Source organism: Sorangium sp. So ce1335 (assembly GCF_051521615.1).
GTDB lineage: Bacteria > Myxococcota_A > Polyangia > Polyangiales > Polyangiaceae > Sorangium.
Genome location: NZ_CP150363.1, coordinates 15,144 through 29,472 on the forward strand (window position 1 = coordinate 15,144; position 14,329 = coordinate 29,472).

Here is a 14,329-nt window from a genome sequence, read left to right on the forward strand (position 1 = left end):
ACATGGGAGATCTCTCCAATCGCGCTCGGAAGATCCTTTTCGCCGCGGTCACCGAGTTCATCGCGACGGGCGACCCTGTAGGCAGCAGGACGCTCGCGCGGAAGTACGGGCTCGATCTCTCGGCTGCCTCGATCCGGAACGTGCTCGCGGACCTCGAGGAGGCCGGCTACCTCCACCAGCCGCACACCTCCGCGGGGCGGATCCCGACCGACCGCGCGCTCCGGTTGTTCATCGACGCGCTCGTCGAGCTCCGGTCGCTCTCCCACGAGCAGCAGGCCGAGCTCACCGCCCGGTTCACCGAGATCTACGCGGTCGCCAGCGATCCGCTCCGCGAGACGGGGCGCTACCTCTCCGAGCTGTCGGGCGCCGCGGCGGTCGTCGCGGCGCCGCGGGCGGAGATCCGCGCCCTCGCCCAGCTCCGCTTCATCCCGACGAAGCCCGGGCAGCTCCTCGCCGTGCTCGTCTTCGCCGACGGCTCGGTCGAGAACCGCTTCATCTCGGTCGACGAGGCGGTCAGCGAGGGGGAGCTCACCCGGATCCACAACCTGCTCGCCGACGTCATCGAGGGGCGCACGCTGGGCGAGATCCGGGACCTCTTCGCCCGCCGCCTCGCGGACGAGCGCCTCCAGATCGACGCGCTGAGGCGCCGCGCCTTCGAGCTCGGCAGCAAGGCGACGGCCGACGTGACGCGGCGTAGCGGCGAGGTCGTCATCGAGGGGCAGAACCGCCTGATCGACCTGCCGGAGTACGCCGACGTCGACCGGCTCAAGAAGCTCATGAAGGCGCTCGAGGAGCGCGAGGAGCTCGTCGATCTGCTCGACCGGACCCTCGCCGCCGGCGCGGGCGAGGTCACCGTCTTCGTCGGCAGCGAGGCGGGCGATCTGGGCGGCGGCCAGCTCAGCCTCGTCGCCGCGCCGTACATGGAGAACGGGCGCGTCGCGGGGACCGTGGGCGTGCTCGGCCCGACGCGGATGGACTACGCGAAGGTGATGCCGCTCGTCGACGCCACCGCCGCGGCGATGAGCGAGGCGCGCGGCAAGGTCAAGTAGCGCCCTTCTGCCGCGGCTCGCGGAGCCGATCGAGCACCTCCTCGAAGTCGGCGGGCGGCGGCGCCTGGAACCGCATCGGCCGCTCGTCGGCCGGGTGGCTGAAGCCGAGCTCGGCCGCGTGGAGCATCAGCCGCGGGGCCTGGATCCTCGGCCCGCGGAAATCGCGCACGTAGACCGCCTCGCCGACGAGCGGGTGCCCGGACTCCGCGAGGTGGATGCGGATCTGGTGCGTGCGCCCCGTCTCGAGGCGGCAGGCGACGAGCGTCGCGCCCGCGGCCTCGCCCTGCAGCCCCCGGAGCGCCTCGACCGGCTCGACGTGCGTCACCGCGAGCTGCCCCTCGCGGCGCCCGTCCCGCGCCGAGCCGCGCAGCCCGTCGCCCCGATCCTCGACGAGGTAGCTGCGGTGCGTGCCGCGCGGGACCGCGCCGTGCGCGAGCGCGAGGTACTGCCGGTGCATCGAGCGGACGCGGAGCTGCTGCGCGAGGTGCTTCTTCGCGGCGAGCGTCCGCGCGAAGACGAGGAGCCCGCTCGTGCCCTTGTCGAGGCGCTGCACGACGCCGAGCGGCGCGCGCCCGCGCAGGCGGTCGCGCCGGGACAGCACCTCCCGCACGAGCGCGTCGAGCGTCGCGGCCTGCTCCGCGGGGTCCTCGTCGCCGTACGGGATGGTGCTCACCCCGGCGGGTTTGTTCACGACGACGACGCTCGCGTCCGCGTAGACGACGAGCTCGCCCTCGAGCTTGCGCCGCCGCACGGTCTCCGGCCGCGGCGCGCGCAGGCGGACCTCGATCCGCTCCCCGCCGAGCACCCGGCGCCGCGGGCTCGTCGCCACGGCGCTGCCGACCAGCACCTTGCCTGTCTCGATCAGCCGGCGCGCGTCGGACCACGAGACCGACGCGAGCGCCCGGACCGCGCCGTCGAGCGGCCGCCGGTCCAGCTCTGCCGGAACTATCCAGTGGCCGTCCTGCGGCGGTCGCACGGCCGCGGCCGGGTCGGCGGCGGTCGGCTCGGCGTGATCGTCAGCGTTGCGCGGGGGAAGCGGGGAAAGCGGCGGAACGGCGGGTCGGGGCGGGCGCATGAGGGCTCGTCGTGGGGCGCCTCGGCCCCGCCCACCAGCGTGGGGCCGGGCTCGACCGGCGCGAAAAAACGCTCATCCGCGGGGCCCGCGGGGCGAAATCGACCGCGAATGTTGACACATCGCGCGACCGGAGCCGAAGATATCCAGAGCCGTCATCGCTTTCTCGCCATCTGAGAGGAGACCCGTTCGTGGCCAGCACCCTTCTCGCCGTAGACGACAGCGTGACCATGCGCAAAGTGCTCGAAATCACCTTTGCGGGTCAGGATTTCCGCGTCGTGACGGCGAGCAGCGCCGACGCTGCGCTGCAGAAGCTCAAGAGCGATAAACCCGACCTGGTGATCGCCGACGTCACGCTCGAGCCGAAGAACGGCTACGAGCTGTGCAAGGCGATCAAGCAGGCATCCCCGTCGACGCCGGTCCTGATCCTGTCGTCCAAGCAGAACCCGTTCGACCCTGCGAAGGGCTCGAGCGCGCAGGCCGACGATCACATGGACAAGCCGTTCGACACGCAGCAGATGATCGACAAGGTCAAGAAGCTGCTGGCGTCGCGCGGCGAGGGGAAGCCGGCCGCGGCTGCTGCGGCCCCCGCCGCGGCAGCGGCCACGCCCGCGCGCGCACCTGCCGCCGCGGCGCAGCCTGCAGCCGCCGCGCAGCCCGCGGCCGCTGCTGCGCAGCCTGCCGGGGCCGCCGCGAGCCCGCTCCAGCGCGCGAAGACCCTCATCTACACGCCCAACGCGCCTGCCGCCGCCAGCGCCGCGCCGGCCCAGGCGTCGGTCAAGGCGGCGGCGCCGGCCGGCGCGTCGTCGGGCCTGCCGCAGACGACGATGGCCTTCTCGCCGACGCCGGTGTCTGGCGTGCCGAAGACGGCGTCGGGGCCTGCGGCGGTCGCGGCCACCGCCTCGGCGCAGGTCAACGGCCAGATGGCGGGCAAGCTCGAGGGCCTCGGGCTCACCGCCGAGCAGATCGAGGCCGTGATGGCGCTGTCCCGCGACGTCGTGGAGCGCGTCGTCTGGGAGGTCGTGCCGGTCCTCGCCGAGACGATCATCAAGGAAGAGATCGCGCGCTTGACGAAGTAGCCGCGCGCCGCGCCCGACGCGCGGCCGCTGCTTTGCCCGGCGACGTAGAGTTGCTACGTCAGGGCCGCGCCTCGTTCCGCGTCCGGCGCAGCCATGAACGAAACGCACGACAAGAGCGGCGGCGCGACCGCGGACGCCCGCGACGAGACGACCTCCGGCGACGGGCCGCGCGCTGCGTCGCCGGAGGGCGAGGCGGCCGAGGACGACCGCGCGGGCGGCACGGACGACGTCGAGCCCGACGCCGACGAGGAGCGCCTCGTCCCCCAGGGCAACCCGCTCCGCTGGCGCGGCGCTGCCGTGTTCGGCGCGGGCTCGCTCGTCGCGTTCGTCGTGATGGCGCTCGCGCCCCAGTTTCGCTGGGGGGTCCCGCTCGGCGCGCTCGCGGTCGGCGTCGCGACGCTCGGCCTGCTCGATCTGCTCGGCACGTTCGACGACCCACCCGAGCGCGTCGCCGCGCGCGTCGGGATCCGCGATCTGCTCGGCCCGCTCGCGCTGCTCGGGGGCGGGCTCGCCGCGTTCTTCGCGCTGATCACGCTGACCGTGGCGGGCTACTTCTCGCCGCTCTCCCTCTCGCGGGGCGGCGCGCCTGCGCTGCTCTCGCTGGCGATCCCCGCGGTCGCGATCCCTGCGGCGTTCCTCGCCGCGGTCGTCGGCGCGTTCCGGCTCGGCGAGCGCCTCGGCGCCCTCCGCGTCGACGAGACGGGCGCCCCGCGCCCCCTGCTCCGGCGGCATGGCTTCTGGCTCGTCGCCCTCGTCACGCTGCTCTACCTGCCCATGCTCGGGAGCCACTCGCTCACCGATCCGTGGGAGACGCACTACGGCGAGGTCGCGCGCGAGATCCTGGCGCGGAACGACTGGATCTCCCTGTGGTGGGCGCAGGACGGCTGGTTCTGGTCGAAGCCGGTGCTCGACTTCTGGATGCAAGCGCTCGCCATGGCGGCCTTCGGCGTCCGCTACCGCGCGGGGGAGATGCTCTCGGCGGTCGCCGAGGGGCGCACGCCGTGGCCCGAGTGGGCGGTCAGGCTGCCCATCTTCGCGCTGACGCTCATCGCCGTTTACCTCCTCTACAAGGCCATCGCGACGATCTTCAGCCGCCGCGCGGGGCTGCTCGCGGGGGTCGTCCTCGCGACGATGCCGCAGTGGTTTTTGGTCTCGCACCAGACCATGACGGACATGCCGTTCGTCGCGACCATGGCCGCGGCGATGGCGCTCCTCCTGCTCGGCATCCACACCGACGAGGCGCGCGAGGCGCGCGTCCACGAGGTCGACGTCGGCGGGCTGAAGGTCGGCCTCTCGGCCTACCACCTCGTGCTCGGGGCGATCATCGCGTGCGCGCTGCCGCAGATCCTCTACCTGCTCTCGAGGCACGTCGAGATCCAGGCGGCGCCCTTCGGCGTGCGCCTTCACGGCGACGTCTTCAGCTCGGGCTCCGCGGGCAACTGCGGGCTCCCGGGCAACGAGGCCTGCCGGGCGTTCGTGCCCGTGCTCCCCGGCTTGCAGCCGGCGCTCCAGGCGCTCGTCTGGGCGCAGACGCTCGGCATCGTCCTCTACGCGAGCTGGGGAGAGCGGCGCGTGCAGCGGCTCCTCTTCCTGTCGGCGTGGTTCTTCGCCGCCCTCTCCACGATGGCCAAGGGGCCGGCGGGCTTCGGCCTCCCGGTGCTCTGCGCGCTCGGCTACGTCGTCGTCTCGCGCCGGTACCGCGACCTGCTCAAGATGGAGATCCCCGTCGGGCTGCTCGTGCTCGCGTGCGTCGCGCTGCCCTGGTTCGTCGCGATGTACGCGCGGCACGGGCAGCCTTTCACCGACAGGCTGCTGTTCCACGACATGTTCAAGCGCGCCTTCACGCACGTCCACGACACGAACGAGGGCGATGACGTGAGCTTCCGCTACTACGTGTGGCAGCTCGGCTACGCGATGTTCCCGTGGACGGGGCTCGTGCCCGCCTCGCTCGTGTGGTGGCTCAGGCGGCGCGAGGGGGCAGCGGCAGGGGAGGGGGGAACGGGCGGTGAACGGGGAGAGGCCGCAGCCGGGGGCCCTGCCGGGGAGAGCCGAGCCTCGGGTGAGCCCGGCCTGGCCGACGTCCGCCAGAGCGACGCCTCGGTGTTCCTGGCCATGTGGTTCATCTTCGGCTTCGCGCTCTTCTCGCTGATGCTGACGAAGTTCCACCACTACATCCTGCCCGCCGTCCCGCCCGCGGCGATGCTCACGGGCATCCTGCTCGACGACATGCTGCGCCTTCAGGACGGCGCGCGAGGGCTCGCGCGCCGCTCGGGCGGAGCCTCCTCGGCGCCGCCGTCGGCGCGCTCCAGCGCGGCGGTCGTCTACGAGCGCGCCATGCTCGGCGCGGTCGCGATCGGCGCTGCGATCCTGGTCTTCTTCGTCGGGCGCGACCTCGCGATGGCCCGCGAGGGGCAGCCGAGCCAGGCCAGGCTGCTGCACCTCTTCACGTACAACTACAAGCGCCCCTGGCCGCAGTCGCTCGACTTCTCCGCGACCCTGTGGGCGTTCACCATCGCCGCGGCCGTCCTGTGCTTGCTGCTGGTGGTCGCGCGCTTTCGCCGCCACGTCCTTTATGCGCTGCTCTCGCTCGCCGTCGTGTTCACGGCGTGGGGGCTCGACGTCTACTTCGTGCGGACGTCACCGCACTGGGGCCAGCGCGAGACCTTGCTCGCCTACACGCGCGCGAGCCAGGAGATCCCCGGGCCGCTCATCGCCTACCAGCTGAACTGGAAGGGCGAGAACTTCTATGCCGGCAACAAGCTGGCGGCCTTCGTGTCGAGCGGAAAGAAGTTCCAGGACCACATCCATGAGCAGAAGAAGAAGGGCGTGAAGACCTTCTACTTCGTCACCGAGCACGGGCGCACCGGCTCGCTCTCGAACGAGCTCGGCAATCCCCGCTTCTTCGAGAAGCTCACCACCATCGAGCTCAACAACAAGTTCCTCGTCGTTCGCGCGACGTTCGAGTGAGCGTTCGTCTGGCCAGAGCGGCTCCTGAAGGGGCTCGGCCCACAGGCGCTGTCCAGCTGTGGCGCTGTACGTTTGCTCGGGTGTGAAGTACTTTATCGACGCAAGGTCGTATTGCTGCGTAAGGAAATTCCTAGCATGCCTGTCGCCATGAACGCGCAGGAGCGAAAGGTGTCTCCTGTCTACGCATCCCAAGTGCTTGAATTGATTGCAGGAAGGCGCAGGCACGCTCCGTGCTCAAACCGAGTCCGAGCGTCGCGGCGGAGACCTTCCCCCCCCCAGGTCCGCTGCGACGCTCTTTATTTTTTGTGCCGAGGCGCTGGCCGCACATCGTGCGACCAGCACGTCACTGGCCGACGCTTGCAGGGGCAGCCTGGAGAGCGGCGAAGTGCCGATCCAGCGCGTCCAGGAGACCTGCTGTGGTGCTCACCTCGGCGGTCACGCCGACCCGGAGCCCGCGTTTCTCGGCGGTCGCGGTCGTGATCGGTCCGATGCTCGCGAGGAGCACGCGGTCGAGCCGCGCCGCGGCGCCCTCGCCGAGGAGCTCGCAGAGGCTGTCGACGGTGCTGCTCGAGGTCAGCAGCACGACGTCGATCGCCCCCGCTGCGAGCGCCCGGAGCAGCTCTTCGCGTCGCGCGGCCGAGGCGGGGCGGGTCTCGTAGACGGGCACGACGTCGACCTCGCAGCCGGCGGCGCGGAGACGCTCCGGGAGCACTTCCCGGGCGACGAGCGCGCGCGGGAGGAGGACCCGGACGCCGGTCGCCGGGCGCGCCGCCAGCCGCTCGGCCAGCACCGGGTCGGCGAGGACGGCCTGCGCGAGCTCCTCGCCGCGGAACTCCCCCGGGACGATGTCGGCGCGGACGCCGCGCGCGGCGAGCGCGGCGGCCGTCCCGGGGCCGATCGCGGCGAGGCGCGCCGAGCCGAAGGCGCGCGCGTCCAGGCCGAGCCGATCCATCTCCCGGAAGAAGCAGGCGACGCCGTTCTCGCTGGTGAAGAGGACGGCGTCGTAGCCGGAGAGCCCGCGGACGGCGTCGGTGACCCGCGCGGGATCGGGCGGCGGGTGGATCTCGATGGTCGCGAGCTCCACCGCCTCGCCGCCGCGGAGGCGGATGAGCCTGGACGTCGAGCGCGCCTGGTGGCGCGGCCGGGTCACGAGCACGCGCTTGCCGAACAGCGGCTTGCGGTCGAACCAGCGCAGCGCGTCGCGCAGGCCGGTGACGGCGCCGACGACGATGACCGCGGGGCTCTGGAGCCCCGCCTCCCGGGCGCGCAGGGGCAGCTCGTCGAGGCGGCTCGAGACGACGCGCTGGTCAGCCCGCGTCCCCCACTGGATCGCGACCGCCGGCGTCGCGGGATCGCGGCGCCCCGGCCCCGTCAGCCCCGCGACCACGGCGTCGAGGGCCTGCATGCCCATCAGCACGCAGATGGTCCCGCGGACCGACGCGAGCTCGCTCCAGTCGAAGGACTTGCCCGCCCGGGTCACGCCGCTGACGATCATCACGCTGGAGGCGATGTTCCGGTGCGTCAGCGAGATGCCGGCGTAGGCCGTCGCGCCGAGCGGAGAGCAGACGCCCGGCACCACCTCGAACGGCACCCCGGCCCGCGCGAGCGCCTCCGCTTCCTCGGAGCCGCGCCCGAAGAGGAACGGATCGCCCCCCTTCAGCCGGACGACGCTGCGGCCCGCGAGCCCGAGCGCGACGAGCTCCGCGTCGATCTCCGCCTGCTTCGCGTCCTTCTGCACCCGGTCGCCGCCGCGCTTGCCGACCGAGCGCACCTCGGCGTCCTCCCGGACGCCGTCCAGCAGCGCGGGGTGGACGAGCTCGTCGTGCAGCACGACGTCGGCCGTGGCGAGGAGCTCCGCGCCGCGCAGCGTGAAGAGCCCCGGATCGCCCGGGCCGGCGCCGACGAGGTACACGACGCCGGGGCTCGCCGCGCCCGGCGCCGCGCGCGGCGGGGCGAGCGCGGCCCCCGCGCCATGGCCCTCGTCGGAGACATCGTGACGCCCGGAAAGCGCCATCAAACTCCCGTCATTCTGTCGCTCATTCATGGCAGACGTTGATTGTCATAGCGATTCTGCAGTGATGTTGACTCGTTGCGTTAGGGGTATAGAATCGCACCCGTTCGATTCAACGTCCGGCGGTTTCTGGAGTCCATTCGATGAGATCTGTGAAACTGTTCGAGGAGCTGCGGAGCTCGGAGCGCGGCTTTCCGGACCGATGGTACGTCAGCAACGGCGAGCGATCGGTCGGGCCGGTCAATCTCGACCAGCTCGCGCGGGGCATCGAGAGCGGAATGGTCCCGCTCGATAGCTTCGTCCGCAATGAGGCGTGGACCGTGTGGCGCCCGCTGTCCGACATCGCAATGGTCACGGTCGTCGACGCGGCGACGCCCGCGGTGCAGCCGGACGAGGAGTTTGCGGCGGACGACGACGACACGGTCCCGCTGTCCGGAGAAAGGACCTCGCTGCGCGCCGGAGCGGCGGCGCACCCGGCCGTGCGCCCTGGAGCGGCGCACCGCTGAGCGATCTCCCTCCGCGCGCCCGGCTGGCGCCGGCCGGGCGCGCCGCGCACGGCGGGGCGAGCGCGGCCGGATGACGGGGAGTGGGGGAGCCTGTCTCATGCGGGCGGTTTCGGGCGAACCCTAGCCGATTCGCCCGGCGTCCGCGATCTGCGGATCGCGCGCGCCGCGACCGGAGCGGCGCCCCCGGGCGCAGGGCTGCTATGCTCCGCCGCCGTGTTCCCCACGAAGAGACCGCGCCGGCTCCGTCGCTCTCCCGCCCTCCGCGCCCTGGTGCGGGAGACGTCCCTCGACCCGGGGGATTTCATCCTCCCCCTGTTCTTCAACGAGGTGCTCGACGCGCCTCGCCCGGTGGGGACGATGCCCGGCGTCTCGCAGCTCCCGGTGAGCGCCGCGGCCGCGCAGGCGCGGCTCTGCAAGGAGCTCGGCATCGGCGGGACGATCCTCTTCGGCCTCCCGCGCACGAAGGACGCGTCGGGCACGAGCGCCTACGATCCGGACGGCCCGGTCCCGCGCGCCGTGAGGGCGATGAAGGACGCGGTGCCGGAGCTCCTCGTGGTGACCGACGTGTGCGTGGACGAGTACACCGACCACGGCCACTGCGGGCTGCTCCGGGAGGACGCGTCCGGCGCGGTCGACGTCGACAACGACGCGACGCTCGAGGTGCTCGCGCGGGCGGCGGTGATCCACGCCAGGGCGGGGGCCGACGTCGTCGCGCCGAGCGACATGATGGACGGCCGCGTCGCGGCGATCCGGCGCGCGCTCGACGCCGAGTCGCTCACGAGGACGGCGATCCTCTCCTACGCCGTGAAGTATGCGTCCGGCTTCTACGGGCCGTTCCGCGAGGCGGCCGACTGCGCGCCCAAGTTCGGCGACAGGGCCGGCTACCAGATGGACCCTGGCAACGCGCGCGAGGGGCTGCGCGAGGCGGCGCTCGACGAGGAGGAGGGGGCCGACATGCTCATGGTGAAGCCCGCGCTCCCGTACCTCGACGTCATCGCCCGCGTGCGCGAGGCGACGACGCTGCCGCTCGGCGCCTACAACGTCAGCGGCGAATACGCGATGATCAAGGCGGCCGCGGAGCGCGGGATGATCGACGAGAAGCGCGCGGTGCTCGAGCTGCTCACGTCGATCCGGCGCGCCGGGGCGGACTTCATCCTCACCTACCACGCGCTCGACGCCGCGCGCTGGCTCGGCTGATCCATGCGAGACCGGGGCGCGGGCAGGGGGGCTGCGCGACGCTCGATGTGCGCCGCCGCGTGCGCGGTGGGCGCGGCGGCCGCGCTCGCCGCGGGGTGTGGGTCGAGCCGGTGCGATCGCTCCGAGAGCGCCAACCCGCCGATCGAGTTCACCGAGGCGGTGCCCGAGGGAGGGATCTACGAGACCTCGGCGCCGGACGGCGAGCTCCTCCATTTCCCGGGCGGCATGCGGTACGCGCTCAAGCATCACCTCGGGAGGCGGCCGACGTGGTGGCAGGTGTACCTGTCGTTCGAGCCCGACGGCACGAGGAGCGGCGGAACGCTGGCGCACGCGGCGGGCAACCAGGCGGAGGTGATCTGCGTGGACGACCAGCACGTGGTCGTCATGAACGGTAGCTGCTCCGAGTACTGGCTGCGGGTGGTCGTCGGAGGCGCAGAGGGCGCGGACAGCGAGAGCAGCGCCGACGACGGCGCGAGCGGGGCCGGCGGCGGCGCGGACGGCACGGACAGCGGTACGGCGGGGGCGGCGGGCGGTGCGGGCGCTGCTGGCGCGCGGTGCTACGCCGGCGATGGTGGCTGAGAGAGAGCGCACGGCCCAAGGGGCGGGCCGCGCGCGGTATCCGTCGGACGTGTCTCTCCGACGGAGCGCGGCCGCGCCGCTGCCGCGACCCTAGGCGTGCGCCGCCGCCTGCCGAGCGAACTGGAGCCTGTACAGCTTGCTGTACACGCCGCCGGCGGCGAGCAGGTCCTCGTGCGTGCCGTGCTCGACGACGCTCCCCTTGTGGAAGACGACGATCCGATCGACGGCGCGGATCGTCGAGAGGCGGTGCGCGATGATCAGCGCGGTGCGCCCCGCCATGGCCCCCTCGAGCGCGCGCTGGAGGCGCGCCTCCGTGTCGCTGTCGACGTTGGCCGTGGCCTCGTCCAGGATGAGGATCGGTGGGTCGCGGTAGAGCGCGCGCGCGAAGGCGATGAGCTGGCGCTCGCCTGCGCTGAAGTTGCTGCCGCGCTCCAGCACGGGGCCGTCGAGGCCGCCCTCGCGGCGCTCGAAAAGATCGAGGGCGCCGATGCGGTTCAGCGCGTTCACCACCTTCGCGCGATCGGGGATCGCGTCGCCCGCCGCGATGTTGGTGAGCACCGTGCCGGGGAACAGGAACACGTCCTGCGGGACAACGGCGAACTTGCGGCGCAGCTCGTCGCGAGGGTACGCGCTGACGTCGCGGCCGAACACGCGCACGGCGCCCTCCTCGACGTCGTAGAGGCGGAGCAGCAGCGACGCCACGGTGCTCTTGCCGGCGCCGGTCGCCCCGACCAGCGCGATCTTCTCGCCGCTCTTCGCCGCGATCGAGACCTGCCGCAGCACGGGCGCGCCCGGCTTGTAGCCGAACACGACGTTGTCGAGCTCGAACGCGACGCTCTCGTCCGCGGCCTTCGCGGCCTCGCCGCGACCGGTCGTCGCGGCCGCCGTCGACGCCATCGCGTCCTCGTCCTTGTTGTCGAGCAGCTCGAAGATGCGCTCCGCGCCGGACATGGCCGACTGCAGCAGCGTGTACCGGGCCGAGAGATCGCGGATCGGGACGAAGAACATGTCGATGTACGCGACGAAGGCGAACAGCGTCCCGAACGAGACCTGCTCCTTCAGGCTCTTGACGCCGGCGTACCAGAGCACGGCGGCGATGCAGACGCTCGAGACCATCTCGATGGCGGCGTCGAGCGTCGCGTCGAGCACGATGGAGCGGTTGTTCGCGCTGCGGTAGGCCTCGTTGATCTCGTCGAACTCCTCGGCCGAGCGCTCTTCCCGGGCGTAGGCCTGCACGACGGCCATCCCGGACACCTGCTCGTTCAGGTACGCGTTCATCCGGGCCGTCTTCGACCGCACCTCGCGGAAGGCGTCGCGGATCCGCCGCCGCGTCCAGTTGACGCCGATGGCGACGGGCGGCACCGCCGCGAAAGCGAGGAGCGACATGCGCCAGTCGAGCGACAGCATCACGGCGACGATGACGGCGAGCCGGAGCAGATCTCCGAACGCGTTGAGCGCGCCGGACGCGAACATCTCGCCGATCGCGTCCACGTCGTTCGTCACGCGCGTGACGAGCCGGCCGACCGGCGTGCGATCGAAGAACCCGAGCCGGCGCGTGTGCAGGAAGCCGAAGACGCGCACGCGCAGGTCGGCCATCGCGCGCGCGCCGGCGAGCTGCATCAGGTAGAGCTGCGGGAACGCGAGCGACTGCTCCAGGACCATGATGCCCGTGAGCAGGACGCCGGCGCGCGTGAGGTGAGCGAGCCCGCCGGGCTGGTCGAACGCGTCGAGCGCGTCGCGCATGATGAGCGGACGCAGCAGCGCCAGCGAGGCCGTGACGATGAGCAGCGCCAGCGAGAGCGCGAGGTGCTTGCCCTGGGGGCGGACGAACGGCCACAGCCGCAGCAGCATGCGCGCGTCGTACGCCTCGCCAAGCTGCGACTCCTCGTGGAAGCGGCTCAGCACGTCCTCGGTGCGGCTCGCCTTCTTCGCCCCGCGGCCGTTGCTCGTCGCCACCTGCGCCGGTCGCCGCGGGCGCGCGTCGGCCTCTCCGGCGGCCGGGCCGCCGCTCGATTTCGCCTGCATCGCCGCGCCCTCTCCGGTTCCCGGTTGCGTCACGACAGCCCCACCGGCTGCGAGGCGGGCGCCTCGAAGCTCGCGAGATCTTCCTCGAGCTGCTGCTCCTCGGCGAACGACGCGTACAGCCCGCCCGCGCGGACGAGCTCGTCGTGCGTGCCGCGCTCGATGACACGACCCTGCTCCAGCACGACGATCGCGTCGCACCGCCGCGCGGCCGCGACCCGGTGCGTGATCAGGATGACGGTCCGCCGCGCGGCCTGCCGCTCGATCGCCGCGAGGATGGCCTGCTCGGTCTTCGCGTCCACGGCGGAGAGCGGATCGTCGAGGACGAGCACGCTCGGCTCGCGCACGAGCGCGCGCGCGAGCGCGACGCGCTGGCGCTGTCCGCCGGAGAGCTGGACGCCCCGCTCCCCGACCACCGTGTCGAAGCCCTCCGGCAGCGAGAGCACCTCGTTCAGCACCTCGGCCTCGGCCGCGGCCGCGCGGATGACCTCGAACGAGGCGGGCGAGTCCGGGTCGTCGAGCGAGTAGCCGATGTTGCGGGCCACGGTGGTCGAGAAGAGGAAGGCGTCCTGCTGCGCGTAGCCGATGCTCGCGCGCACGGTCTCCAGGGGCAGATCGCAGATGTCGATGCCGTCGAGGAGCACCGTGCCGCGCGGCGTGGGCATGAGCCGGGCGAGCAGCGTGGCGATGGTGCTCTTGCCCGAGCCGGTGCGGCCCACGATCGCGAGCGACCCGCCCGCCTCGATCGCGAAGCTCACCCCGTCGACCACCTTCCTGGCGCCGTGGGAGAACGTCAGGTCGTTGACGGTGATGGCGCCGCGGACGACCTCGGGGGCGGGCGTCGGGCCGCTCACGACCTCGGGGACGGCATCGAAGATCGTCTTCAGCCGCGCGTAGCCGGCGCGGCCGCGCTGCACGATCGCGGCGACGAAGCCGAGGGCGAGCACCGGCCAGGTGAGCCGCAGCAGCGCGAGCCAGAAGGAGACGAAGTCGCCCTGCGTCATCTGCCCCTCCAGCACGAGCTGCCCGCCGTACCAGAAGACGATGAGCACGCCGACCGAGCTGATGGCCCCCATGAGGGGCCCCATGGAGCCGCGCAGCTTCGCGAGGGCGAGGCTCTTCTCGAGGTAGGCCTGGTTCGTGCTGGAGAACGCGGCCATCTCCGACGCCTCGAGCGCGAACGAGCGGACGACCCTGACGCCCGCGAGGCTCGCGAGGACGCGGTCACTCATGGCGCCGATCGCCTCCTGGTTGTCACGGGTGCGGACGAAGAGCTTCGTCGAGAACGATCGGGTGACGAGCATCAGCGCGGGCATCGTCACGAGCGCCGCGAGCGTGAGCCGCTTCGAGATGCTGAGCATCACGTAGAGGGCGCTCGCGAAGGCGAAGATCGAGCCGACGACGTTCAGCAGGCCGAAGCCGAGGAGCAGCCGGACCTGCGTCAGATCGTTCGTCGCCCGGCTCATGATCTCGCCGGTCGGCATCTTGCGGAAGAAGGCCGGCCCGAGCTTGTGCAGGCGCGCGAGCAGGACGGCCCGGAGCTCGTACTCGACGTTGCGGCCCGCCGTGAAGATGGTGACGCGCGAGAACACGCGCATGACCGCGGCGGCCACGCTCACGCCGAGCATGATGAGCGCGGCGCGCGAGGCCGCGGTCGACTGGAGCCTCACGGCCGCGTCGACGGCGTCCCTGACCAGGAAGTCCCGCTTGGCCATGAGGAGCTGCTGCGCCGCGAGCAGCGCCGCGCCGGCCAGGTAGAGCGGGAGCTTGTCGCGGAACTGGGCGCCGAGGCCGACGGGATAAGTTGAAGGATCTTGCTTGACCATTTCGGGGAGAGCCGCGCGGAC

General features: G+C 72.3%; 10 protein-coding genes. 6 read left to right on the top strand and 4 right to left on the bottom strand.

The annotated features are described in order from the left end of the window. The first annotated feature begins 2 nt into the window (after positions 1-2). Complete coding sequence (gene hrcA, locus WMF24_RS00050; protein ID WP_437734277.1) at positions 3-1,049, top strand: heat-inducible transcriptional repressor HrcA; 1,047 nt, start codon at positions 3-5, stop codon at positions 1,047-1,049. Here the strand turns inward: hrcA and WMF24_RS00055 are convergent. Next, the gene (locus tag WMF24_RS00055) at positions 1,042-1,896 is read right to left on the bottom strand and encodes an RluA family pseudouridine synthase (protein WP_437734278.1); all 855 of its coding nucleotides are present in this window, start codon (positions 1,894-1,896) and stop codon (positions 1,042-1,044) included. The two genes, hrcA and WMF24_RS00055, sit on opposite strands and share 8 nt — an antisense overlap. A gap of 239 nt (positions 1,897-2,135) precedes the next feature. Between WMF24_RS00055 and WMF24_RS00060 the strand changes: the two genes are divergently transcribed. Then, complete coding sequence (locus WMF24_RS00060; RefSeq protein WP_437734279.1) at positions 2,136-3,200, top strand: response regulator transcription factor; 1,065 nt, start codon at positions 2,136-2,138, stop codon at positions 3,198-3,200. Positions 3,201-3,293: 93 nt separating this feature from the next. Continuing rightward, the gene (locus WMF24_RS00065) at positions 3,294-6,167 is read left to right on the top strand and encodes an ArnT family glycosyltransferase (protein ID WP_437734280.1); all 2,874 of its coding nucleotides are present in this window, start codon (positions 3,294-3,296) and stop codon (positions 6,165-6,167) included. 343 nt (positions 6,168-6,510) lie between these two features. Here WMF24_RS00065 and cobA read toward each other — a convergent pair whose 3' ends face one another. Beyond that, complete coding sequence (gene cobA, locus WMF24_RS00070; protein WP_437734281.1) at positions 6,511-8,181, bottom strand: uroporphyrinogen-III C-methyltransferase; 1,671 nt, start codon at positions 8,179-8,181, stop codon at positions 6,511-6,513. 140 nt (positions 8,182-8,321) lie between these two features. Here cobA and WMF24_RS00075 point away from each other — a divergent pair, with 140 nt between their 5' ends. The 3 genes from WMF24_RS00075 to WMF24_RS00085 all read left to right on the top strand — a co-directional run bounded on the left by WMF24_RS00075 (position 8,322) and on the right by WMF24_RS00085 (position 10,460). Then, positions 8,322-8,684, top strand: coding sequence for a DUF4339 domain-containing protein (locus WMF24_RS00075; RefSeq protein WP_437734282.1), 363 nt, complete (start codon positions 8,322-8,324; stop codon positions 8,682-8,684). Between the two features lie 213 nt (positions 8,685-8,897). Continuing rightward, positions 8,898-9,881, top strand: coding sequence for a porphobilinogen synthase (gene hemB / locus WMF24_RS00080; RefSeq protein ID WP_437734283.1), 984 nt, complete (start codon positions 8,898-8,900; stop codon positions 9,879-9,881). Positions 9,882-9,926: 45 nt separating this feature from the next. Then, entirely contained in the window at positions 9,927-10,460 is a 534-nt protein-coding gene (locus WMF24_RS00085; protein WP_437734284.1) for a hypothetical protein, read from the top strand. A gap of 90 nt (positions 10,461-10,550) precedes the next feature. On the opposite strand, the gene WMF24_RS00090 is transcribed toward WMF24_RS00085, so the two are convergent. Beyond that, positions 10,551-12,518: an ABC transporter ATP-binding protein gene (locus WMF24_RS00090; protein WP_437734285.1), complete on the bottom strand. Its 1,968-nt coding sequence runs from the start codon at positions 12,516-12,518 to the stop codon at positions 10,551-10,553. Continuing rightward, a complete protein-coding gene (locus WMF24_RS00095; RefSeq protein WP_437734286.1) occupies positions 12,515-14,308 on the bottom strand; it encodes an ABC transporter ATP-binding protein in 1,794 nt (597 codons plus the stop codon). The genes WMF24_RS00090 and WMF24_RS00095 overlap by 4 nt, the downstream gene beginning before the upstream one ends. Between the last annotated feature and the right edge of the window lie 21 nt (positions 14,309-14,329).

Excerpts from the sequence above, each read along its gene's own strand:
- hrcA (WP_437734277.1), top strand. The coding sequence starts at position 3 with ATGGGAGATCTCTCCAATCGCGCTCGGAAGATCCTTTTCGCCGCGGTC.
- WMF24_RS00065 (WP_437734280.1), top strand. The coding sequence starts at position 3,294 with ATGAACGAAACGCACGACAAGAGCGGCGGCGCGACCGCGGACGCCCGC.
- cobA (WP_437734281.1), bottom strand. The coding sequence starts at position 8,181 with ATGGCGCTTTCCGGGCGTCACGATGTCTCCGACGAGGGCCATGGCGCG.
- WMF24_RS00075 (WP_437734282.1), top strand. The coding sequence starts at position 8,322 with ATGAGATCTGTGAAACTGTTCGAGGAGCTGCGGAGCTCGGAGCGCGGC.
- WMF24_RS00085 (WP_437734284.1), top strand. The coding sequence starts at position 9,927 with ATGTGCGCCGCCGCGTGCGCGGTGGGCGCGGCGGCCGCGCTCGCCGCG.
- WMF24_RS00095 (WP_437734286.1), bottom strand. The coding sequence starts at position 14,308 with ATGGTCAAGCAAGATCCTTCAACTTATCCCGTCGGCCTCGGCGCCCAG.